Consider the following 21315-nt stretch of genomic DNA (forward strand, 5'->3'; position numbering starts at 1 on the left):
ACAGGTGATGCCACCTGCACAGCAGCTGGCAACAACAATAATTATATTTTATAAAGCACGTTATGGATGATCATATAACGCTTTACTATATACGAACAGCGGCAGCCGCAAGGCTGCCGCTCTTCGTACCTGATTGTATCAATGCTGCTCAGTATATTTTTTGAAATTATCGAGAATGGCCTGCCAGCCCGCCTGTTGCATTTCAACTGAATGCATGGTCTCAGCTTCGAAGCTCTCCTGCACTTTGGTCGAGTTGCCGTCAGCAGTAAAAATCACGGTTACCTGTCTGTTATCACCAAGTGTGTAAGCTATCAGGGCATGTTCCTCTACCGCATCGTACACACCACCAAAATCAAAACCAAAACTCCCGTCCTTTGCTTCCATGCGGTAAGAAAAGCTTCCGCCAACCTTTAAATCATTGGAAGCGGTGGGTGTATGCCAGTCTTCAGAAGCATTGTTCCATTGCGTAATATGTGCGGGACTGGTAAAATAATCCCATACCTTTTCCAAAGGTGCATGTACAATGGTTTCGATGGTAATTGTTTGTTTTTGCTGTGTGTTCATGGTAACCATTTTTATTTTATTGATGTTTATTGCGTACTGCAAACATCGGCCACGATACACAATAAAACGCTGTGTAAAAACGACCAAAATAAGGCTGATCACGACATTTACTCAGGGGAAGTCTGTACATCCCACTTTACGGGAATGTTATTTTTGGCTGCGTACGGTTTTCCGGCATCAGTAAGTGCCGTCATCAGTTTCTCAAATCCTGCTGCATATGTAGTGGTAATGTGTTGCGCCATTGCATCCAGCTCGTCTGCAGGTGCGCCTTCATCAAACTTTTTTGCCAGTTGTGTATATTCATTTTTATATACCGGTAATACATACGCATATACAGCTTTCGACGCACTCAGCATTTCTTTTGTTTCAGCTGTTTCCTTCAAATCTCTTACTTTGCTGTAGCTTTCTTCAATATAACTGATTTTACTTTCAATAACTTCTTTCCTTGTGAGCGGTTCGGTTTTTTCGGTGCTGCCTTCTACCAGTTTTACACCAGGGTTTTGCAATTCCTGTAGCAGTATATCATTCGCAAAACCATGCAGCACGTTACAGTTTAGAACAGCTATGTCGAAATACTTATCAGGCGTGGCGGTATTGCAGGCTACCAATAACGTAGCCGAAAAGAGTACAGCAGCAATTGTTTTCATGTTTAAAAAATTTACAAGATAAAAGTAAACGGTACTACACCGCTATGCACATCTTATTCTGTAAACTGTAGCGGAGTTGAAAAGGGCCTATAATAGTGGCAATAGCACAAACCTTTCACACGATTAGTAAACATCCGTCATTACCGGGGTCGTTTCCTTGCCCATCAGTTCTATAAATTTTCTTTCTTTTATCAGGTAGCCATTTCCTTTTGCGCAAAAATGCACAACCAGGTTTTCAAGGCTTAACGGGCTGCCTTCCGGTATATCGGCAATGTTGGTGTGGTGAATATTGTGCCCGTCTAAGATGATGACCAGCCCGCTTCCAATTGCTTCCATCCGGTCACCCTGTGTAATCAGCATGCCGGTATCTTCTCCCAGGCCTATACCAATGCACGATGGATTTGCTGCTACTACCTGTGCAAGCCTTCCAAAGCGGCCGCGCTTTTCGAAGTGAGAATCAAAGATCACATTATCCATAAAGCGCAGTCCGGTAGTTGTTTTTACTTCACCTTTCAAATGTGCCCTGGTAGCATTGCCCTCGTAGATCATGGTACTGCTCATAGCCATGGCCCCTGCAGAAGTGCCTGCAATTACAAAATTGCCCTGCTGGTATCTTTTATGAATGATTTTCAGAAATTCTGTACCGCCAAAAACTGCAGTGAGACGCATTTGATTGCCGCCACTAAACATTACACAGTCACATGCCTTGATGCGCTTAAGGAAGTCGCCATCATTTACGGTTTCGCGGCCGCGGATATGCATCAGCCCGATGTTGGTGCAGCCAATTTTGCCAAAAGCGTCGAGATAGTTATTGCCAACTTCGTAAGGAATAGTAGATGCTGTAGTGATTACTTCAATACGAGACGCAGGCCCGCCCGCCTCTTCTACAATACGGCGTAGAATGCCTAGCCCGAAAAAATTAAGGTTGTTCAAATGAAACACTTCCCGCTCATCGGTGCCTTTGTCTTCTGCGCCGCCTATCGCTATTAATTTCCCTTTTGGAATACTCATGCTTTTTTGATACTGGTTAAGCAAATATAAGTTTGCTCAAAAAATACAGTGGTTATAAATACCCACAGCCCTTAATAAAATACCATTAAAACGGTTAGCCGGCTTGTGTCTTGTTTGTAAATTCCACATGCCATGGGTGTTAATGTCTTGATTACCGGCCAGGTAATGCAACAGCGCTGTTATTCGGTCCTGTATTTTGCTTCATGTACGCCAGACAGGTTATTCAGTTGTTCCTTTATATGCAATAATGATTCCGGTGTTGTTTCTTTTTAAAACGAATGAGTATATTGTTTGTGTCGGCCTTATCTGCTTTTTGAATAACAATCTGGGTAAATTCCATATTGTACTGCCGAGTTATGCTTTCTATCTGCATAACCGGAGAATTTCCCACATCGGTTTTGATGGTAATTTCCCTGATAGGTTTTGGTTTGGAAAATTTCTTTTTATAAGGTTTTACCAGCACAAGGATAATAAGTACGAGGCTTGTGGTAATGCCTGCAGCAATGTATAAGCCGCCCCCGACTGCAAGCCCGATGCCTGCAACCGTCCACAAACCTGCAGCAGTGGTTAAACCTTTTACCACTTCGTTCTTCAGGAATAAAATGGTGCCGGCACCTAAAAAGCCAATACCGCTCACAACCTGTGCGGCTACACGTGATGGGTCAAGGTCAACATCCGGAACATGGGCTACGTCCTGGAAACCAAATGCAGAAACGATCATCATCAAAGCCGAACCCAGGCATACAATCATGTGAGTGCGTAAGCCGGCTGCCCAGTCAAGCCGCTCTCTTTCTATGCCTACCAGTGCGCCGAGTACAGACGCTATAACCAAACGTAAGAGTGTTTCCTGCCAGGTGATCATTTGCTGTAGTTTTTTGTGCAAAAACTGAAGATACAAAAAAAAGAAGGCTTTTTCCTACCTGGCAAGTAGAGCATGTTAGTTACCAGCCACTTGCAAGTACATCGGCAAGGTGTAATGTTTTAACAGCAGCATTTTTGTTTTTAATATATCCATCGAGGTGCATAAGGCAACTCATGTCTGTGCTGATTATGTAGTCTGCATGTGTATCCAGTGCGTTAGAAACCTTTTGGTCTGCCATTGCAATGCTGATGGGCTCAAACTTAACTGCGAAAGTGCCGCCAAAACCGCAGCATGTTTCCACATCATTCATTTCTGTTAGTTCAAGACCAGAAACTTTACTAAGCAGCCTGCGCGGTGCTTCTTTGATCCTGCACTCACGCAATGCAGCGCAGCTGTCATGGTAGGTAGCTTTACCATTAAGCACAGCGCCGGTGTCGTCAAAATTTAAAACATCTGTAAGAAACTCTGAAAATTCAAAAAGGCGACTGCCAAGCTCCCGTACTTCGTTGCTTTTGGAGGAGTCCTGAAAAAGTTTTCCGTAGTAGTTCCTTACAAAACCTGTACAGCTTGCACTGGGTGTTACAATGTAATCGCTGCCTTTAAAGTCTTTGACAAATTTATTGCATACATCTTTTGCTTCGTTCCAGAAACCGGCATTGAAGGCTGGCTGGCCGCAGCAGGTTTGATTGGCATTGTATTCAACGGTGCAGCCGGCTTTACGTAAAACCTTTACCGTATTGAATGCAATAGAAGGATAAAGCTGATCTACAAAACATGGTATAAAAATCTGCACATTCATATGCTGCGACGATGAGTGAGATGAAAAATTCTTTTGAAAACCAATATTTAAACAAGTTAGAAATGCAGTTTCGTTGCTGCAAAAGGTTTTACTGCACAAGTGTGCGACGCAACAGCAGCTGATAAGGATTACTGCTGCCGGCTACACAAAAGGCTATTTGTTTAATGAACGGTTGAGGCGGATCATTTTGATGGCTGTGACTGCTGCTTCTTCTCCTTTATGGCCGTGTTTACCACCTATTCTTTCTTTGGCCTGTTGCTCATCATTAACAGTCAGTACACCAAAAATGGTTGGCACTTCAAGCATCATGTTCAGCGACAACACCCCGTCAGTAATAGCCTTGCATACATAGTCGAAATGAGGTGTATCTCCGCGGATTACTGTACCCAATGCTATAAACGCATCTGGTTGGTTTTGAATACTATCGGCGTATTGCTTAATAATAAATGGTATTTCAACAGCGCCCGGTACTACCAGTGTCTTTGTATCAATACCTGCCTCCTTCAATATTTTTTTGGCGCCGGCTTCCAGTTTGTTTACGATAGGTGCGTTCCATTCGGTTTTTACTATAACTACAAAGGCATCCTTTAGCGCGGGGATGCCTTTGTTTAAAGCGTTATTTCCTTTTGTAGCCATTATTTTACACTAAAATCGTTTGGTTCTATACTTAAGCGGTAAATGTATTTATCTGCCTGGTAACCTTTTTCTGTTTGCGGGAATTTCTCTTTCAATTCTTTGTACACTTCCACGGCTTCTTTGTTCTTACCCATTGTTTCGAGCTTAAGACCGGCACGAAAGAGGTATTCAGATGCATTGAGCTGGTCTGCATCGAAAGTAGCGGCAGCTTTTTTATAGCTGGCAACAGCATCATCATTCTTACCAAGCTCCCCGTATGCATCACCCAGCGCACCATACGCCATCATCTGTATTTGTTTGGCATCGGTATTAAAATCTGCGAGGTATTTTACAGCATTGTTGAAATCGCCTGTTTTTAGGTAACAGATGCCTGCATAATATTTGGCCAGGTTGCCGGCTTTAGTGCCGCTGAAATTATTGATAACGTATAGAAAACCTTTACTTCTTGTTTCTGTATTCCCTTTAAGCGCTCTCACCAGCGAATCCTGCCTGAAATCTGCTTCTGCTTTAAAAATGATGTTGGCCGCTTCATCTTCTTTTGGCTGTACCACGAACGACTGGTAGCCATACCAGCCACCAATTGCAATTACTATCACCGCCAGGCCAATCAGTAGTTGTTTTGAATATTTCTGCCAGAAACTTTCCATTTTAAGCAAGGTATCGCCAGATTCTGCAACCTGCACTTTCTTCTCAGACATGTTTGAATTTTGAAATGATTATTAGGGATTTATAATGTTTGATTCGATAATCAAATTAGTCAACAATAAAAGGATACTGCTGGTCTACATACACATCTTTCAGCAGTTCGTCTTCCGCAGGCCATGGGCTTTCTTCAGCAAATTTTACACTCGCTTCCACTACATTATTGATGCGTGCATCAATAGCTGCAATTTCTTCATCAGTAGCAAAATTGTTCTCTTTAATGGTTGCCAGTACCAGCGTAAGAGGATCGCGACCCTTGTATTCATCCACCTCCTCTTTGGTGCGGTATTTCTGCGGGTCAGAAATTGAGTGACCTTTATAGCGGTAAGTTTTCATTTCAAGCAATGTAGGGCCACCGCCTTCTCTTGCTCTTTTCACCGCTCTTGCTACCGCATCGTGTACCGCTTCGCAACTCATGCCGTCAACTTTGTCGCCCGGCATATCGTACGCATCAGCAAGTTTGTATATATCAATTACGTTAGAGGTTCTTTCAACAGAAGTACCCATCGCGTAATTGTTGTTTTCGCAAATGTATATTACAGGCAGCTTCCACGTCATAGCCAGGTTGAAAGATTCATGCAACATACCCTGGCGGGCAGCGCCGTCTCCAAAAAAGCATAGCGTAACATTATCGGTGTTCCTGTATTTATCCGCAAACGCCAAACCGGTACCGGTTCCAATTTGTGCACCCACAATTCCATGGCCGCCAAAAAAATAATGTTCTTTGCTAAAGAAGTGCATACTGCCACCTTTACCTTTTGCACAACCTGTAGCTTTTCCATACAGCTCAGCCATACAAGCGTCAGCGCTTACGCCTTTAGCCAATGCCAGGCCATGATCGCGATACGCCGTAATAAACGGATCTTCCTGTCTTGTCGCCGTCATACACCCTGCCCCTATTGCTTCCTGGCCTATATACGCATGGAAAAAACCACGGATCTTACCCGCCATTTTATACATCTCTTCAGCCTTCAGTTCAAACTGGCGAATTAACTGCATTAATTCATACCAGTACATATACGTTTCTTTGGAAAATTTTGTAGCCACTTGCGTTTAAATTTGGTGGGCAAATATAGGAAAACAGTTTGTAGTTTATTGTTTTTGTATTGTGGGCCAGGCAGATGTTTTTCATGGCATCGCCTGTTGCGTCGCACACTTGTACTGCAGCTCATCTTGCACCTGCGATGCCATTGATTCACCTGCTTCCGTTGCTGATCATAAGTTCCGCGCACACAGGCCTCTAATTTCCGGAAAATCGTGCTAACTCCCTGAGGCTCTTATTACTGTCCTTAACAATCCTTTCTTATAAGAATTTGTCAAAGCTGTATGTAATGAACAAGTGTTAGTTTAATTGGTACAAGTATTGAACTTAATTGTTATTCATTCAACAACTAAATATTTCAAGATGAAAACAAAATTCAACACCACTTTATTCACCGTGCTGGCAATGACAACATTGCTCTCCTGCAGTACAAGCAGGAACGCCACTGCGCAATACCCTGACAACAATGACGGGTATTACGAAAATTATGATGATGACTATGCAGGTGACGATGAAGAATATTATGAAGATGACCCCTCAGAAACCGATGTAAATATCAACGTTTTTGTGGATGCACTGAGTCCCTATGGCCGTTGGGTAAACTCACCCGCTTATGGCCAGGTATGGATTTGCAATGAATCTGGTTTTGTGCCATACTATTCCGGCGGCCATTGGGCTTACACCAGTTACGGCTGGACGTGGGCTTCCAATTACAACTGGGGATGGGCGCCTTTTCACTACGGCCGTTGGGCGCATGACCCGTTTTATGGTTGGATGTGGGTGCCGGGTTACCAGTGGGGACCAGCCTGGGTAGGCTGGAGATCGGGTGGCGACTATTATGGATGGGCACCCCTTAGCCCGGGTATGAACATCAGCGTAGGATTTAACTTTGGTGGTATAGCAGCCAACAACTGGTGCTTTGTCCCCAGGCGCTATATGGGCTACAATAATTTCAACAGGTATGCTGTAAACAGGAGCCGAAATGTCACCATCATAAGGAACACAACTATTATCAACAATACCAATATTTACCGCAATACGAGGTTTGCAACAGGGCCGGACCGAAGGGAAGTGGAAAGATTTTCCGGCAGAAGGGTGAATGAACTCAGGATCAACAACAGGCCGGGTGCTTCAAGGGTTACCAACAATACAGTAAATATTTACAGGCCGCAGATCAATAAAAAAGAGATCAACAGGAATAATGTGAATATCAATCGCCAAAGAACCGGAGATGACAAACGAGTTGATACAAGAAGCCAGTCTCACGATAACAATACGCCCAACAGAAATCCGGGTATCATCAGAACACCTGAAAGAAGAAATGATCAGAAGCCCTTCGACAGAAAGCCCGATGACCGTGACAGGATCAGTGATAACAGGAACAATAACAGGGACATCAACAGGAACAATAATGATCAGCCGCGTGGCAATAACATAGATCGCAGGCAGCCTTCGCAAAATAATAATCGATTCCCTGACAGAAACTCTGATAACAGGAATCAACAGGATAACAGGCCCCCGCAAAACAGGCAACCGCAGCAAAACAGGCAACCGCAGCAAAACAGGAACGACAACCGTAACGACGATAACAGGAACTTTGGGCGCCCGGACGTTAACCGCAGCAACCAGGACAGGAATTTTCAGCAAAGACAGGAAATGAACCGCAACAGGAACAACGGACGTAGTTTTCAGCCTGCTCCGCAGCCGCAGCGCAACATGCCATCAAGACCTGCACCGCAGCAAAGAGAAAACAGCAACAGAAGGCCATCATAAAACATCAGGTATAGCACATAAAAAATGCCGGCTTTTGCCGGCATTTTTATTTAAATAATTATTCGTTACACTCCAAAGGAAGAACCGCATCCACAGGTTGAAGAAGCGTTGGGGTTTTCAAATGTAAAACCACGGTTATTCAATCCATCCTGCCAGTCGATCTGCATACCAAAAAGATACATTTCATGAGACTTATTAATTACGCAGGGAATACCTTCTATCTCAAAGAATTCGTCACCATCCTGCAGCTCATCAAAACCAAGTACATAACTTAAACCACTGCAGCCACCACCTTTTACACCAACACGTAATCTTTTAGGTGTATCCGCACCCTGCTCATTCATTACTCTTCTCAACTCCTTAATGGCACCCGCGGTAAAAGAAACCGGTGATTGTAATGCTGTTTCCATGTTCAGAAAATTTAAAGCACAAAGATACAAACCAACAATAAAACCACTCTTTTGTCAGTTTACGGTTTGCGAAAATATCCAACATATAAAAGATTAACAGAAACCTATTTTTGCAAAAATTATTTTATGCTCGATACAAACCTGCTCATTCTTCTTATTGCTGCCATGGTTATTATTGGTGGTGTATCTGCTTACATAACATATCTCAAAATAGGAAAGAACAACCGGAACAATTCAGTTCCATCCAATGAGCCTGCAAATGCAATGCGCCTGCAGGCTTACGAAAGATTGCTGATACTTACAGACAGGATTGCCCTGCCAAACATTATCAGCAGGCTAAACCAGCCAGGGCTTACTGCAAGAAACATGCAGCAGGTGCTGGTCAGTAATATCAAAGAAGAATTTAACCACAACATTACACAGCAGGTGTATGTAAGTGATGATGCGTGGACTGCCGTAAAAACATTGAAAGAGCAAAATATACTTGTCATAAACCAGTTTGCCAACGTGCTGCCGCCCGAGGCCACTGCCCTCGATTTAAACAAACACCTGCTCGAGTACTCTATGAACGATCCCAAGGGAAATGTACACGATATGGTGAGCCAGGTGCTCAGCTTTGAAGCAAAAAAAATAATGCAATAACATTATGAGCCCGGCTGCAGGTCTTTGTGGCATCGTCCCTTGCGTCGCACTCTTGTACTGTTGAAACTTTGGGCAGCAGTGCCACAGCCCGCCTTATAAAATCTTACCTGTTGTATTGCACCGCACTTTAATACAGCATGTTTGCGAACAAAACACATCGTTGTTGCCATAACAACAGAACGATGCAGTGAGTGACACAACAGGTGATGCCATAAAATACTACAGCTTGCTACCAAAAAAACGATAAACTTGCCGGATGAATAACGATAAAAGATATACGGACAGTGGTATAGAAATAAAATCGCTCTACACATCTGCTGATGCAGGAAAGGATACCGGTGAGCAGCCTGGAACGTTTCCTTTTACACGTGGCATACAACCAGACATGTATCGTGGAAAGCTATGGACCATGCGCCAGTATGCAGGCTTTTCTACCGCAGAGGAAAGCAATAAGCGTTATCATTATTTATTGTCGCAGGGTGTAATGGGACTGAGTGTTGCTTTTGACCTGCCCACGCAGATAGGTTATGACAGCGATCACCCGCTTGCAGAAGGCGAAGTTGGAAAAGTTGGGGTAGCCATAGACAGCCTTGAAGACATAGAAATGTTGTTTGATGGCATTAAACTCGAAGAAGTAAGCACATCAATGACCATTAATGCAACGGGATATATTTTGCTGGCATTTTATGTGGCACTCGCCAAAAAGCAAGGCGCCGATCTTTCGAAGATTACAGGTACCATACAGAATGATATTTTGAAAGAGTATGCAGCACGTGGCACTTATATTTATCCGCCCAAGCCTTCCATGCGCATTATCACAGACATTTTTGAATGGTGCAGCAAAACAATACCAAAATGGAACACGATATCCATTTCGGGTTATCATATACGCGAGGCGGGCAGCACCGCTGCGCAGGAAATAGCTTTTACATTAAGCAATGGAAAAGCCTATGTAAAAGCAGCGCTGGAGAAAGGCCTGGACATAAATGTGTTTGGTAAACGACTGTCCTTCTTTTTCAATGCGCATAACAATCTTTTTGAAGAAGTAGCTAAGTTTCGTGCGGCAAGAAGAATGTGGGCTACTATTATGAAAGAGCTAGGCGCTACTGATGTAAAAGCGCAGATGTTGCGCTTTCATACACAAACCGGTGGCAGTACACTTACAGCACAGCAGCCATTGAATAATGTAAGCCGGGTAACCCTTCAAACATTGGCTGCAGTATTAGGCGGTACACAAAGCCTACATACCAATGGCTATGATGAAGCACTGAGCTTACCGACAGAGGAGGCGGCAAAAATTGCTTTGCGCACGCAGCAGATTGTAGCATTTGAAAGCGGCGTAACCGATACGGCAGACCCGCTTGCAGGCAGTTATTTTATAGAAGCGCTAACCAATGAAGTTGAGGCGAAAGCGCTTGAAATTATAAACCAGGTAGATGCATTGGGTGGAAGTGTAAGTGCTATTGAAAGCGGCTTTATACAGGATGAGATAGCAAAGAGCGCTTACATTTACCAGCAACAGGTGGAGCGGCAGGAAAAAATTATCGTTGGTGTAAACAGGTTTGTGGTTGATGAAAAATACAATACACCACTGTTGAAAATAGATGACAGCATACGCAGTTTGCAGGTAGAAAAATTGCGGGCCCTAAAAAATAAAAGAAACAATCAGCAGGTTGCAGCATATCTCTCAAGGCTAAGTACGGCTGTAAAAAGCGGTGAAAACATTATGCCCTTTGTTGTAGATGCGGTAGAGCAGTACTGTACACTTGGCGAAATAGCAGATTGCCTGCGCAATGAATTTGGCGAATACCGATAACTATAGATTTTTAACTTCGGTAACCAGTTGTTGCAATACAGATTTAGCGTCTCCAAAAAGCATAGATGTTTTTGGTTGAAAGAAAAGTTCATTTTCAATACCTGCATAACCTGGTTTCATACTTCGCTTGTTTACAATAACGAGTTTGGCATCTTCCACTTCGAGTACAGGCATGCCATAAATGGGTGAACTCGTGTCTGTTTTTGCGGCCGGGTTTACCACGTCGTTGGCGCCCAGTACCAGTACGACATCTGTAATCCTAAATTCTTTGTTGGCGTCTTCCATTTCAAGCAACTTATCATAGGGTACATCTGCTTCTGCCAGCAGTACATTCATATGGCCGGGCATTCTGCCGGCAACCGGATGTATGGCGTATTTAACCTCTACGCCTTTTTCTTCCAGTATGCTTTCCAGTTCGTGACACACATGCTGAGCCTGCGCCACGGCGAGGCCATAACCGGGCACGATCATGATCTTTCTTGCATAGCTCATATTTATAGCAGCATCACTTAAGATTATCTCTTTATACGCACCACCCGCTTTGCCGGCTTGTGCAGCTATTGTGGCGGCGCCACCAAAATTGCCGATCAGGACATTTTTCAGGGACCTGTTCATTGCCTTACACATAAGGATGGTAAGCAATGTACCCGCAGCGCCAACAAGAATACCGCCGGTGAGCATTACTTTATTATCGTATAAAAAACCACCACATGCAGCGGCAACGCCGGTAAAAGAATTAAGGAGTGATATAACCACAGGCATATCTGCGCCACCGATTGGAAGTACAAAGAAGATACCGTACAACAGAGATAAAAATAATGTGAGATAAAATAATGCACCGGCGAAATTAAACAAGGACATGCTCCTTAGTTCGAATCCAACATTGTAAACACTTAAAGCTAAAATAGCCAACAGCAGAAGCATGTTAAAAAGATGCTGATTCTTAAAACTGCGATCCTTTACCTTCCCGTTAAGTTTGCCCCACGCAATCATACTTCCGGCAAACGATACAGATCCAATTATCAACCCAGCGAAGATGATGATAAATTCAAGTAAATAAAAGTTATGAGCGTGAAGCCTGGCAGCGCAATCTGGACATTTAATGAAGCCGTAATTCGTACCAAACAAATGGTTAAACTCTACAATACTAATTAATGCTGCGCAGGCGCCACCCATACCATTGAAGACGCTTACCATTTCGGGCATGGCAGTCATCTTTACTTTTTTGGCAGCCATTGTGCCTGCTACGGCACCGATAATTATGGCAGCAAATATCCAGCTATAATTATGCAGGCTGTTGCCTTCTTCGTCTTTGTACAGGAATATGGTGCCCAGGATGGCAACACTCATACCTGCAGCCGCTACCAGATTGCCTTTACGTGCAGCCGCGGGATTGGATAACATCTTTAAACCTATGATGAACTTTACACTTGCCAGCAGGTAAATGACCGTGAGCAGATTTATTTCCATGCGTAATTTTTTATAATGCGCAAAACATACGGTATGATGAATGTTTTACTATTTCTTTTTCTTAAACATTTCCAGCATTCTGTCTGTAACAACAAAGCCTCCAACCACATTCAATGTTCCGAGAATTACAGCAAGGAAACCCAATACTAATGCGGTATAATTATCGGTTTCTGCTTTGCCCATTACAATAATGGCTCCTATAATTACCACACCATGTATGGCATTGGCGCCGCTCATGAGTGGTGTGTGCAGTACGCTGGGCACGCGGCCAATTATTTCTATACCGAGGAAGATCATCAGTATTACAATGTAGATGTACTCCTGGTGCACGTGTATCCATGATAAAAAGCTACTCATATATCTGTTCCTGTTTTTTGTTCTTTATAATGATCAGCGCTGTTGTTTAAACTTCGCTGCCATCTTCGCGCTGCTGCATCATGTTATGAAAGTACAAGAGTGCGACGCAACGAAAGCTTCATACTTATTCAACTGCCGGGTTCATCATTGTCTTTATGCCATTGCAGATTTTACCCTTTCATTTACGACGGCGCCATTGTGCACAATGCAGGTGCCTTTTACCAGATCATCATCAAAGTTTAGTGAAAGCGCTCCTTCTTTACCGATAATGAGCTGTAAAAAATTCAGTATGTTCTTTCCATACAGCTTACTTGCATCTGCCGGCATACCTGCGGGTAAATTGCTGTTGCCAACAATGGTTACATTATTAAAATGTACGGTTTGATCGTTGACGGTTTTAGCAGTATTACCACCTGTTGCGGCCGCCAGATCAATAATCACGGAACCCGGTTTCATACGCATGAGCACCGCTTCAGGAATCAATACCGGTGCGGCCCTCCCCGGAATTTGTGCCGTGGTGATGATAATATCTGCTTTTACGGCCGCCTCTGATATTTTTTGTTGCTGTCTTTGTTTATATGCTTCATCCTGCTCTACTGCATAACCGCCCGCAGCAGAAGCATCGGCGGCGCCTTCCACATCAATGAATTTCGCGCCGAGACTCATTACCTCTTCTTTAACGGCCGGACGTGTATCGAACACTTCCACCACCGCACCAAGTCTCCTGGCTGTAGCAATTGCCTGCAGGCCGGCCACACCGGCGCCAAGAATCAGCACTTTTGCGGGCGGAATGCTTCCGGCAGCGGTCATAAACATGGGGAAATACCTGGGGTAGAGAGATGCAGCGAGTAACACAGCTTTGTACCCGGCAATGTTTGCCTGGCTGCTGAGTATATCCATGCTTTGTGCGCGGGTAGTACGAGGCAGCATATCCATGCTAAACAAAGTACACTGTTGTGAACAAACCTGTTTAATGAGCGAATGATTGATCAGTGGCTGGTAAGCGCCTATTAATACGGTGTTTTGTTGTAACAAAGAGATATCATTGGCAGGCAGCGGATTGACAGAAAGAATAATATCTGCACTGGCCAGTATTTCGCTGCGTGGCTTTATTTGTGCGCCTTTTGAGAGATATATGTCGTCTGATGCAAATGCTGACACGCCGGCAGCGGGCTCTACATAGACAATTACGTTTTTCTTTACGAGCGCTTCTGCCTGCTCGGGCATGAGTGCTACACGGTGTTCTCCTGTTGGTTCTTTTATTATTCCGGCAATCATGCTTTAAAATAAGCATTTTTTATTGCATAGAATTAGCCCGCTGTTTTTTGTTTGCAAACCGCTGACGTTTTTTAAAACCTTATCACAAAATCTTCTTTCGCTTTTTGTTCTTTACGAAAGAAAACAATGCCAATAAAAAACAGGTCTACAGCAAGTGTCACAGCATCATGCTGTTTTATATGGTTCCATGCAGCTTCCATTTCCTCGCTCCAGTGTATATCATCAAAAACCAGTATGGAATGTTCGTGTATGTGTGGTAAAAGTTTTTTGAAGTAGTTTATAGTGGGCTCTTTGCGGTGATTGCCGTCGATAAATGCGAAGTCGGTCACCGGCAGTTGTTCCTCCAGCACCTTATCGAGCGTAAGATCAAAATTGCCTTCCACCACTTGTATATTATGGATATTCAGTTGTTCAAAATTTTGCTTTGCTACAGCGGCAACTGCTGCTGCACCTTCCATGGTTATAACAGGTTTACTGGCATCAGCACTGGCCAGGTAAGCTGTGGTAATACCCAGCGAGGTGCCGAGTTCCAGTATGTTGCCCGGCTGGTAATAGTTTACCATACGAAACAGCAACTGCGCAAATTTTTTAGGTTTTAAAGAGCTGTTGGCTATAGCGCTTACTTTTCTTTCGTATGAGGCATGCACACGCGAACCAGCGCCAAAATCCTGCAGGGTTAACATTGTATTATCGCGTTTCAATCTGGCTCGCAGGTTTTCAATACTTGTATAGCAATAGTAAGTATTGTAGTCATTCAGCACTTTTGTAACAAAATCAAACACAAAAGGTGAATGAATGCCATGGCCTTTTCCATTAGCCGCCGTAAGCCAATACTTTAAATATTTGGTGCCAAGTTTAACCGGAGAATACATCAATACCTATTTTCGTAAGGGCGCAAAGTAATACATAAGAAAACGGATAACAGAAATATTTACAGAGAAATAAGTAGGGAAAAAGATAAAAAGTTTTGGAACATTTTGCCACGGAGACTATTTTTGCAGCCCATTTAACGGATTGGCCAATGGTGTAATGGTAACACAGCAGATTTTGGTTCTGTTATTCTTGGTTCGAGTCCAGGTTGGCCAACAAAAAAACAGCGAAGAAATGTCTTCGCTGTTTTTATTTGTGGTATTATCAGCCGTTGCGCCAATTAAAAAGCCACTGTGATTATCAGTGGCTTCTTATTAAGTGCAAAATGCAGTCGATTTTGGTTGTGGTATTACAAACTGCCTGTAAGAAAGAGCTTATTGGAAAGACCGCAAAATATTTTCTTCTTTTTAATCAATTGTTAGGGTGTATTTAAACTATTTTTAATATCAGCCCGGCGCTTTTTTTACAACAGTGGGTCAAATATTTATATCGTTGGTGTTTTCCTGTTCGTACACCACGCAAAGAAGGCTTTTAGATCTGTAGATAAATCACACGATAGCCGTCAACATCTATCTTCCTATCGCCAGGAACTGGCCCGCCTGCTTCTCAAAAGGATAAGTAATAACATCGTGCTCATCTTTATTGATAAACAGCTTGTAATAGCCTGATGCTAAATGACTAAGACAAAGCTGAATAAAATGACCCTTAAACCGGCCACGCCTTATCACATGATCATTTTCTGATTGAATGCTGTATTCTGCCTCGATAGTGAGGTTATCTTTGACTTCGATGAAGAGTAAGTCTTCTACTTTATTGATTACGATTGCGTCTAATGAGGATGCTAGCTGGGGATACATAAATATTGGATTTAATATACACAAGTTAGTAACATAAGAAATTGCATGCCATGAAAATGTGCTTAATTTTTGTGCGCTGGTTGCCAACACTTTTTCTCATTCTTTCGTACTGTTGGTCAAACTATACAAATCCATCATCTAAAATGCACTTATGAAAAGAAATCTATCTCTGTTAGCTGCTGCTGCCTTTGCATTACTGTCAATTACAGCATCGGCACAATGCGATCTTAACCCCGTCATTGCTCCCGGCCAGCTTATTTTGTGCCCCGGCGCCACAGATACACTTTCCGTAGCGGGCAACTTCGACAGCTACCAGTGGTTCAAAAACAACCAGCCCATCGAAGGTGCTACAGGCCCCTTTTACATCGTAGAACAATACCGCGATGCCGCCAGCTTTTTCAAAGTGTCAGTAACCAAAAATGGTTGTGCAGATACATCTAAGCGTGTATTGGTTGATGGTTACGTTTTCGCCTTGCCATACGTTATTACCACCGGCGAAATTGGTATTTACAATCCTTTAAAGGATGTAAGATTCCAGTGCCCGGGCGATAGTGTGATCATGACCATGGGCGATCCGTACAATGTAAACATACAATGGTACAATGCGGGCAAACCAATACCCGGCGCTACGGGGAAAACTTTCCAGGTTACGCAGAAAGGAAGTTACACGGTTTGCGGCTCACCGGCCGTATGCCCGTCTTATACAGATTGCCAGAACATTCCCATGAACTATGCCTTCGACAAAGTAGAACCGCTGATTACAGAAAGCAATGATACCCTCTTCGCATCAGCAGCAAAAACTTACCGGTGGTATTATAACGGAAGGCAAATACCCGGCGCCACCAAAAATTACATCGTGCCCGATCGCAACGGTGCTTACACAGTAGCCATTAAAACAACGCACGATTGCACCGGTATGTCGCCCGTATACAATTACAATGGTGCAGATGCGCTGATCGCGGTTGCTCCTAACCCTGTAATGAATACCCTGCATGTACGGGTAAAGAAAGCCGGCGTGGCATATATCGCAATTGCAGATTTATACGGCAACAGGTATAAACTTATACCATACAGAAACGACAACGAACTCATCAATGTAAGTGACCTGCGTATGGGTACCTACGTGGTTCAGGTGCTCAACAGCAAACAACAGGTAATTGGTTCAACAAAAATATTCAAACAATAAGCCTTTAAACTCGGTTTTGGTGAATGATGAAAACCTGCGATCTTGTGATTGTGGGTTTTCTGTTTTAAAAGAATAATGTTACCGCCATCAGATCTTTGGGCATCGCCTGTTGTGTCACTCACTTGTGCGTTCCGCCTTCGTGGCGGATGCAGCGTTCCGTAAGTAAAACAGGTGGTAAAAATTGACGGCTGTACTAAACTCCCGGCTTGCGGTATCATATTTTTAAAACACCTACATTCGCTGCACTCAATACTTTACTTTATATAAAACTTTTGCTATGCAGGCATGGAAAGATTACCAGGCGGCAAATAAAGACCGTTTCCTGGATGAATTGTTGGAACTACTACGCATACCCAGTGTAAGTGCACGAAGTGAGCATAAAAGCGATATGGAAACATGTGCAGCAGCCGTTAAGGAAAGATTACTGCAGGCCGGCGCCGATAAGGCAGAGATCGTAGCCACGCCCGGTCACCCTGTTGTATACGCCGAAAAAATGATCGACCCATCAAAACCAGTTGTACTGGTCTATGGTCATTACGATGTGCAGCCGGCAGATCCGCTTGAGTTATGGCACAGCGGCCCGTTTGAACCAACTATTAAAGATGGAAAAATATTTGCACGCGGCGCCTGTGACGATAAAGGCCAGTTTTACATGCACATCAAAGCGCTTGAAACGCTTATGCAAACAAATTCTCTGCCGGTCAACCTCAAGTTCATTATAGAAGGCGAAGAAGAAGTAGGCTCTCCCAACCTTGCAGATTTTGTGAAACAAAACAAGGAACTGCTGAAAGCAGACGTTATTCTCATCAGCGATACTTCTATGATCAGCATGGACGCACCAAGCATAGATGTAGGTGTTCGTGGTCTTACATACATAGAGATTGAAGTTACCGGTGCAAACCGTGACTTACACAGTGGCGTATACGGTGGCGCTGTTGCCAACCCCATAACCATTCTGGCAAAAATGATTGCCAGCCTGCACGATGCAGACAATCATATAACCATTCCCGGTTTTTACGATGACGTGGTAGAAGCAACAAAAGACGAACGCGCAGCACTGGCACAGGCACCTTATAATGAAGAAGTATACAAACAGGAACTTGGTGTAAATGCCTTGTGGGGCGAAAAGGGCTATACTACCAATGAGCGTACCGGCATTCGTCCCACTTTGGAAATAAATGGTATCTGGGGCGGCTACACCGGTGAAGGTTCAAAAACGGTATTGCCATCCAAAGCGTTTGCCAAGATCAGCTGCCGCCTGGTGCCAAACCAGAAAAGCGACAAAATGGAAAAGCTGCTTATCGATCACCTGTACAAAATTGCACCGCCATCAGTGCAGGTAAAAGTATCACCTCACCACGGCGGTGATCCTTATATGACACCGGTTGACAGTATAGAATACAAAGCCGCTGCAAAGGCCATAGAAGCAACTTTTGGCAAAGCGCCGGTGCCGGTGCGTGGTGGTGGCAGTATTCCCATCACTGCATTGTTTGAAAGCGAACTGGGCTGTAAAGTAGTATTCCTTGGCTTTGGGCTTGATAATGACAACCTTCATAGCCCCAACGAAAAATATGATATAGCCAACTTTTATAAAGGCATTGAAACCATACCATACTTTCATCAATTTTATGCAGAAATGAAAGCATAACAAATACTTTCCCCTTATAAAAAAAATCCCGCCAAAAGCGGGATTTTTTTATACAGTTTTTCAACTGGCAGGCTCAAGTATTTGTGTATACAGTTCATAATTTTCTTCATCAAAACAAACAAAAACAATTGCTTTTATTTTACCAAAGTTGCTGTCGGTAAAATCCCTTACCGCACGAATGGCGGTATTGGCAGCACTTACTTTGGGATATCCGTAAATACCGGTGCTGATGTTTGGAAAGGCGATGGACAGCAAGGCATGCTCAACGGCAAGATGAAGACTGTTTACATAACAGTTATACAATAACCCTTCTTCATTGTTTGTGCCGTCTTTCCAAACGGGCCCAACGGTATGGATCACTTTTTTCGAAGGCAGCCTGCCCGCATTTGTAATTACCGCTTCGCCTGTTTTACAGCCACCCTGCCTGTTCCTGATCTCCACACACTCGGCAAGAATGGCCGGGCCGCCGGCACGGTGTATAGCACCGTCAACACCGCCGCCGCCAAGCAAAGAGCTGTTGGCAGCATTCACAATTGCATCTACTTTTTGTTTGGTAATATCGCCGTGGATAATGCTTAGTGCAGCCATAGGAAAATGTTTTTCTGAAGGAAACTGGAACAGGAAACTAAAACAAGGTCTGTATGCCATGCGTAATTCTGAACTCATGCTGCAGCAGCCATTTCTTTCTCCAGACACCGCCGCCATAGCCGGTAAGACTTCTGTCGCTGCCAATTACACGGTGGCAGGGAATGATGATTGCAATTTTGTTTTTGCCATTTGTGGTGGCCACTGCCCTTATTGCTTTTACGTCTCCCACCCTTTTGGCCTGGTCTAAATAGCTGATCGTTTTACCAAAGGGAATATGCAACAACTCATTCCACACTTTTTGCTGAAAGTCAGTTCCCTCCTGGTGTACCGGCAGGTCAAAAACCTTCCGCTTGCCATTAAAGAACTCTATCAGTTGCTCAGTGCACTCATGAATAATATCACTCACGCCCGGCTCGCCGTAGCTGATGTTGTCTTTGTTATCCACAAAACTCAGTTCTGCTATATAGTGGTCTGTACCGCCGATCTTTAATAAACCCAAAGGACTTTGGTAATAGGTGTAGTACAGCGGTGGCATGCTGTTTTGCGAAGTCTGGTTTATAGAAACGTTGTCTGGCATAAGCTGGTGCGAAAGTTAATTATTTTTTACTGTAAAATATCAGCCACTAAATTCCCATGGCAATTTTATTATTATGCGCTTTATATAACTTGCGTTACAGTAAACATTTATCATGCAGATAGCAATCATCAACGGCCCGAATTTAAACCTGTTGGGTAAACGGGAGCCCGGCGTGTATGGCAATACATCTTTTGAAACATATTTCAGTGAACTGCAAGGCCGTTTTCCAGGTATAAATTTTCATTATTACCAAAGCAACGTAGAAGGCGAACTCATCAATGAAATACAGCGCGTAGGCTTTTCTTACGATGGCATTATCATTAATCCCGGTGGTTATACACATACATCTGTAGCATTGGGTGATGCAATCGCTGCCATTACAACACCTGTTGTGGAAGTGCACATCAGCAATGTACATGCACGCGAAGATTTTAGAAAGCTCTCTCATGTTTCTGCCAAATGCAAAGGCACTATTGCCGGTCTTGGTCTTAAGGGTTACGAACTCGCACTAAGGTCACTCGTTGAAAAATGATGATGTAGCCGGCTGTGGTGTTTCATGGCGTCAACTGTTGCGTCGCACCCGTGTACTGCAACGCTGTATGCAACAGCTCCGGGTGTAACAACGCATTTTTTATTCCCGCACTGCCACCCGTTTACACTGCGCAAATAAATTATTTTAACAAGATAACTGCAACACGGTATAATGATTGCGGCACAGATCCGTTAAAGATTTAACGGGCCGGTGAAACAGATGCTGGCAGCAAATGCTGAAATTTGCACCGGCGTACAAGAGTGCGACGCAACAAAAGCCCAATAGCAGCAATGCAGCTTTGGCCCATAAAACAAAAACTATGTACAGAATCGTATTCATTTGTTTATTGTTTGCCTTACCCGGCTACAGCCAGTATAAAAGTTTTAAGATTGGTGTAAAAGGAGATACTTTGAATATCGTGGACAATGCCGGCCTGAAGCAGGGCCGCTGGGTTGTCAGCGTGCCACCGCTGCGCGGAGAGCCGGGCTATGATGAAGAAGGCTATTTTAAAGATGATAAAAAAGAAGGTGTATGGAGAAAGTACAGTACCATGGGAGATCTGCAGGCCATTGAAAATTATAAGTATGGTTTTAAGAATGGTAAAAGTTCTTATTACACGGTGTACGGTATTGTAAGGGAAGAAAACTGGAAAGCGGTAAACCCCGATAATCCCTACGACACGGTGGATGTGCCTGATTTGAATACTGACGCGGTGTATAAGAGAATTGTAAAAGTAGAAGGCACCAATTACAGGCATGGCACCTGGACGTTTTATGATCCGCAAACAGGCATGGTGAGTAAAACGGAAGAATATATACTGGATAAGCTTGTATCATCTAAAAAGAATGGTACATATGTATTATCCGACAGTTTAAAATATGTGCGTGATACCTCAAAAGCGATTGCCAAACCAAAAGAGGTACTAGACTACGAAAAGAAGAATAAGAAAAAGAAAATACGGGTAAGAGACGGCGCCACCGGCGTTCAGTAACTGATCCACAACCTTGCAACTGCAAGGTTTTTTTATGCCGTGCCAAACGTAGTATTA

23 protein-coding genes and 1 tRNA gene are annotated in these 21315 nt (G+C 43.6%); 8 read left to right on the top strand and 16 right to left on the bottom strand.

What is annotated here, in order from left to right:
* Positions 1–138: 138 nt before the first annotated feature.
* The 8 genes from I5907_RS15465 to pdhA form a co-directional block, all read right to left on the bottom strand.
* Positions 139–564 (bottom strand): SRPBCC family protein, encoded by a 426-nt coding sequence (locus I5907_RS15465; protein WP_196991711.1) that lies wholly within the window; start codon positions 562–564, stop codon positions 139–141.
* Between the two features lie 107 nt (positions 565–671).
* Entirely contained in the window at positions 672–1211 is a 540-nt protein-coding gene (locus I5907_RS15470; protein ID WP_196991712.1) for a hypothetical protein, read from the bottom strand.
* 123 nt (positions 1212–1334) lie between these two features.
* Entirely contained in the window at positions 1335–2222 is an 888-nt protein-coding gene (locus tag I5907_RS15475; protein ID WP_196991713.1) for a cyanophycinase, read from the bottom strand.
* A gap of 235 nt (positions 2223–2457) precedes the next feature.
* Positions 2458–3084: an MgtC/SapB family protein gene (locus I5907_RS15480; protein ID WP_196991714.1), complete on the bottom strand. Its 627-nt coding sequence runs from the start codon at positions 3082–3084 to the stop codon at positions 2458–2460.
* 79 nt (positions 3085–3163) lie between these two features.
* Positions 3164–3883 (bottom strand): (Fe-S)-binding protein, encoded by a 720-nt coding sequence (locus I5907_RS15485; RefSeq protein WP_196991715.1) that lies wholly within the window; start codon positions 3881–3883, stop codon positions 3164–3166.
* A gap of 153 nt (positions 3884–4036) precedes the next feature.
* On the bottom strand, positions 4037–4519 hold the full coding sequence (gene ribH, locus I5907_RS15490) for a 6,7-dimethyl-8-ribityllumazine synthase (protein WP_196991716.1): 483 nt from the start codon (positions 4517–4519) through the stop codon (positions 4037–4039).
* On the bottom strand, positions 4519–5217 hold the full coding sequence (locus I5907_RS15495; RefSeq protein ID WP_196991717.1) for a tetratricopeptide repeat protein: 699 nt from the start codon (positions 5215–5217) through the stop codon (positions 4519–4521). The genes ribH and I5907_RS15495 overlap by 1 nt, the downstream gene beginning before the upstream one ends.
* 55 nt (positions 5218–5272) lie before the next feature.
* Positions 5273–6268 carry a pyruvate dehydrogenase (acetyl-transferring) E1 component subunit alpha gene (gene pdhA, locus I5907_RS15500; protein ID WP_196991718.1) on the bottom strand — a complete coding sequence of 332 codons (996 nt, stop codon included), beginning with the start codon at positions 6266–6268 and terminating at the stop codon, positions 5273–5275.
* A gap of 358 nt (positions 6269–6626) precedes the next feature.
* On the opposite strand from pdhA, the gene I5907_RS15505 reads away from it, so the two are divergent.
* A complete protein-coding gene (locus I5907_RS15505) occupies positions 6627–8036 on the top strand; it encodes a DUF6600 domain-containing protein (RefSeq protein WP_196991719.1) in 1410 nt (469 codons plus the stop codon).
* 65 nt (positions 8037–8101) lie between these two features.
* Here the strand turns inward: I5907_RS15505 and I5907_RS15510 are convergent, their stop codons facing one another.
* Positions 8102–8446: a HesB/IscA family protein gene (locus I5907_RS15510; protein ID WP_196991720.1), complete on the bottom strand. Its 345-nt coding sequence runs from the start codon at positions 8444–8446 to the stop codon at positions 8102–8104.
* Between the two features lie 126 nt (positions 8447–8572).
* Between I5907_RS15510 and I5907_RS15515 the strand changes: the two genes are divergently transcribed.
* Positions 8573–9088, top strand: a complete 516-nt coding sequence (locus I5907_RS15515) for a DUF7935 family protein (RefSeq protein ID WP_196991721.1) — start codon at positions 8573–8575, stop codon at positions 9086–9088.
* Between the two features lie 256 nt (positions 9089–9344).
* On the top strand, positions 9345–10904 hold the full coding sequence (locus I5907_RS15520; protein WP_196991722.1) for an acyl-CoA mutase large subunit family protein: 1560 nt from the start codon (positions 9345–9347) through the stop codon (positions 10902–10904).
* On the opposite strand, the gene I5907_RS15525 is transcribed toward I5907_RS15520, so the two are convergent.
* The 4 genes from I5907_RS15525 to I5907_RS15540 form a co-directional block, all read right to left on the bottom strand.
* Positions 10905–12374 carry an NAD(P)(+) transhydrogenase (Re/Si-specific) subunit beta gene (locus I5907_RS15525; protein ID WP_196991723.1) on the bottom strand — a complete coding sequence of 490 codons (1470 nt, stop codon included), beginning with the start codon at positions 12372–12374 and terminating at the stop codon, positions 10905–10907.
* A 48-nt stretch (positions 12375–12422) separates the two neighbouring features.
* Positions 12423–12731 (bottom strand): NAD(P) transhydrogenase subunit alpha part 2, encoded by a 309-nt coding sequence (locus I5907_RS15530; protein WP_196991724.1) that lies wholly within the window; start codon positions 12729–12731, stop codon positions 12423–12425.
* A gap of 153 nt (positions 12732–12884) precedes the next feature.
* Positions 12885–14009 carry a Re/Si-specific NAD(P)(+) transhydrogenase subunit alpha gene (locus I5907_RS15535; RefSeq protein WP_196991725.1) on the bottom strand — a complete coding sequence of 375 codons (1125 nt, stop codon included), beginning with the start codon at positions 14007–14009 and terminating at the stop codon, positions 12885–12887.
* A 71-nt stretch (positions 14010–14080) separates the two neighbouring features.
* Positions 14081–14881: an O-methyltransferase gene (locus I5907_RS15540; protein ID WP_196991726.1), complete on the bottom strand. Its 801-nt coding sequence runs from the start codon at positions 14879–14881 to the stop codon at positions 14081–14083.
* A 143-nt stretch (positions 14882–15024) separates the two neighbouring features.
* On the opposite strand from I5907_RS15540, the gene I5907_RS15545 reads away from it, so the two are divergent.
* Positions 15025–15095: transfer RNA gene (locus tag I5907_RS15545), tRNA-Gln, on the top strand.
* Positions 15096–15448: 353 nt separating this feature from the next.
* On the opposite strand, the gene I5907_RS15550 is transcribed toward I5907_RS15545, so the two are convergent.
* On the bottom strand, positions 15449–15736 hold the full coding sequence (locus tag I5907_RS15550) for a hypothetical protein (RefSeq protein ID WP_196991727.1): 288 nt from the start codon (positions 15734–15736) through the stop codon (positions 15449–15451).
* A gap of 151 nt (positions 15737–15887) precedes the next feature.
* Here I5907_RS15550 and I5907_RS15555 point away from each other — a divergent pair, with 151 nt between their 5' ends.
* Both I5907_RS15555 and I5907_RS15560 read left to right on the top strand, forming a co-directional pair.
* Entirely contained in the window at positions 15888–16922 is a 1035-nt protein-coding gene (locus tag I5907_RS15555) for a T9SS type A sorting domain-containing protein (RefSeq protein WP_196991728.1), read from the top strand.
* A gap of 277 nt (positions 16923–17199) precedes the next feature.
* Positions 17200–18570 (top strand): dipeptidase, encoded by a 1371-nt coding sequence (locus I5907_RS15560; RefSeq protein WP_196991729.1) that lies wholly within the window; start codon positions 17200–17202, stop codon positions 18568–18570.
* Between the two features lie 60 nt (positions 18571–18630).
* On the opposite strand, the gene I5907_RS15565 is transcribed toward I5907_RS15560, so the two are convergent.
* Both I5907_RS15565 and I5907_RS15570 read right to left on the bottom strand, forming a co-directional pair.
* Positions 18631–19218, bottom strand: a complete 588-nt coding sequence (locus tag I5907_RS15565; protein WP_231402132.1) for an O-acetyl-ADP-ribose deacetylase — start codon at positions 19216–19218, stop codon at positions 18631–18633.
* The gene (locus I5907_RS15570) at positions 19196–19735 is read right to left on the bottom strand and encodes a methylated-DNA--[protein]-cysteine S-methyltransferase (protein ID WP_231402133.1); all 540 of its coding nucleotides are present in this window, start codon (positions 19733–19735) and stop codon (positions 19196–19198) included. Before I5907_RS15570 ends, I5907_RS15565 begins: the two co-directional genes overlap by 23 nt.
* Positions 19736–19847: 112 nt before the next feature.
* Here I5907_RS15570 and aroQ point away from each other — a divergent pair, with 112 nt between their 5' ends.
* A complete protein-coding gene (gene aroQ, locus I5907_RS15575) occupies positions 19848–20267 on the top strand; it encodes a type II 3-dehydroquinate dehydratase (RefSeq protein ID WP_196991730.1) in 420 nt (139 codons plus the stop codon).
* Between the two features lie 319 nt (positions 20268–20586).
* A complete protein-coding gene (locus I5907_RS15580; RefSeq protein ID WP_196991731.1) occupies positions 20587–21258 on the top strand; it encodes a toxin-antitoxin system YwqK family antitoxin in 672 nt (223 codons plus the stop codon).
* Positions 21259–21315 lie beyond the last annotated feature (57 nt).

Source organism: Panacibacter microcysteis, from assembly GCF_015831355.1.
GTDB lineage: Bacteria > Bacteroidota > Bacteroidia > Chitinophagales > Chitinophagaceae > Panacibacter > Panacibacter microcysteis.

What these genes read in the sequence shown, in the direction of transcription:
- aroQ (WP_196991730.1), top strand. Translation starts at nt 19,848, where the DNA reads ATGCAGATAGCAATCATCAACGGCCCGAATTTAAACCTGTTGGGTAAA.
- I5907_RS15540 (WP_196991726.1), bottom strand. Translation starts at nt 14,881, where the DNA reads ATGTATTCTCCGGTTAAACTTGGCACCAAATATTTAAAGTATTGGCTT.
- I5907_RS15570 (WP_231402133.1), bottom strand. Translation starts at nt 19,735, where the DNA reads ATGCCAGACAACGTTTCTATAAACCAGACTTCGCAAAACAGCATGCCA.
- I5907_RS15535 (WP_196991725.1), bottom strand. Translation starts at nt 14,009, where the DNA reads ATGATTGCCGGAATAATAAAAGAACCAACAGGAGAACACCGTGTAGCA.
- I5907_RS15505 (WP_196991719.1), top strand. Translation starts at nt 6,627, where the DNA reads ATGAAAACAAAATTCAACACCACTTTATTCACCGTGCTGGCAATGACA.
- I5907_RS15470 (WP_196991712.1), bottom strand. Translation starts at nt 1,211, where the DNA reads ATGAAAACAATTGCTGCTGTACTCTTTTCGGCTACGTTATTGGTAGCC.
- I5907_RS15525 (WP_196991723.1), bottom strand. Translation starts at nt 12,374, where the DNA reads ATGGAAATAAATCTGCTCACGGTCATTTACCTGCTGGCAAGTGTAAAG.
- I5907_RS15495 (WP_196991717.1), bottom strand. Translation starts at nt 5,217, where the DNA reads ATGTCTGAGAAGAAAGTGCAGGTTGCAGAATCTGGCGATACCTTGCTT.
- I5907_RS15520 (WP_196991722.1), top strand. Translation starts at nt 9,345, where the DNA reads ATGAATAACGATAAAAGATATACGGACAGTGGTATAGAAATAAAATCG.
- I5907_RS15580 (WP_196991731.1), top strand. Translation starts at nt 20,587, where the DNA reads ATGTACAGAATCGTATTCATTTGTTTATTGTTTGCCTTACCCGGCTAC.
- I5907_RS15530 (WP_196991724.1), bottom strand. Translation starts at nt 12,731, where the DNA reads ATGAGTAGCTTTTTATCATGGATACACGTGCACCAGGAGTACATCTAC.
- ribH (WP_196991716.1), bottom strand. Translation starts at nt 4,519, where the DNA reads ATGGCTACAAAAGGAAATAACGCTTTAAACAAAGGCATCCCCGCGCTA.
- I5907_RS15550 (WP_196991727.1), bottom strand. Translation starts at nt 15,736, where the DNA reads ATGTATCCCCAGCTAGCATCCTCATTAGACGCAATCGTAATCAATAAA.
- I5907_RS15515 (WP_196991721.1), top strand. Translation starts at nt 8,573, where the DNA reads ATGCTCGATACAAACCTGCTCATTCTTCTTATTGCTGCCATGGTTATT.
- I5907_RS15480 (WP_196991714.1), bottom strand. Translation starts at nt 3,084, where the DNA reads ATGATCACCTGGCAGGAAACACTCTTACGTTTGGTTATAGCGTCTGTA.
- I5907_RS15485 (WP_196991715.1), bottom strand. Translation starts at nt 3,883, where the DNA reads ATGAATGTGCAGATTTTTATACCATGTTTTGTAGATCAGCTTTATCCT.
- I5907_RS15475 (WP_196991713.1), bottom strand. Translation starts at nt 2,222, where the DNA reads ATGAGTATTCCAAAAGGGAAATTAATAGCGATAGGCGGCGCAGAAGAC.
- I5907_RS15565 (WP_231402132.1), bottom strand. Translation starts at nt 19,218, where the DNA reads ATGGCATACAGACCTTGTTTTAGTTTCCTGTTCCAGTTTCCTTCAGAA.
- I5907_RS15510 (WP_196991720.1), bottom strand. Translation starts at nt 8,446, where the DNA reads ATGGAAACAGCATTACAATCACCGGTTTCTTTTACCGCGGGTGCCATT.
- I5907_RS15555 (WP_196991728.1), top strand. Translation starts at nt 15,888, where the DNA reads ATGAAAAGAAATCTATCTCTGTTAGCTGCTGCTGCCTTTGCATTACTG.
- I5907_RS15560 (WP_196991729.1), top strand. Translation starts at nt 17,200, where the DNA reads ATGCAGGCATGGAAAGATTACCAGGCGGCAAATAAAGACCGTTTCCTG.
- I5907_RS15465 (WP_196991711.1), bottom strand. Translation starts at nt 564, where the DNA reads ATGAACACACAGCAAAAACAAACAATTACCATCGAAACCATTGTACAT.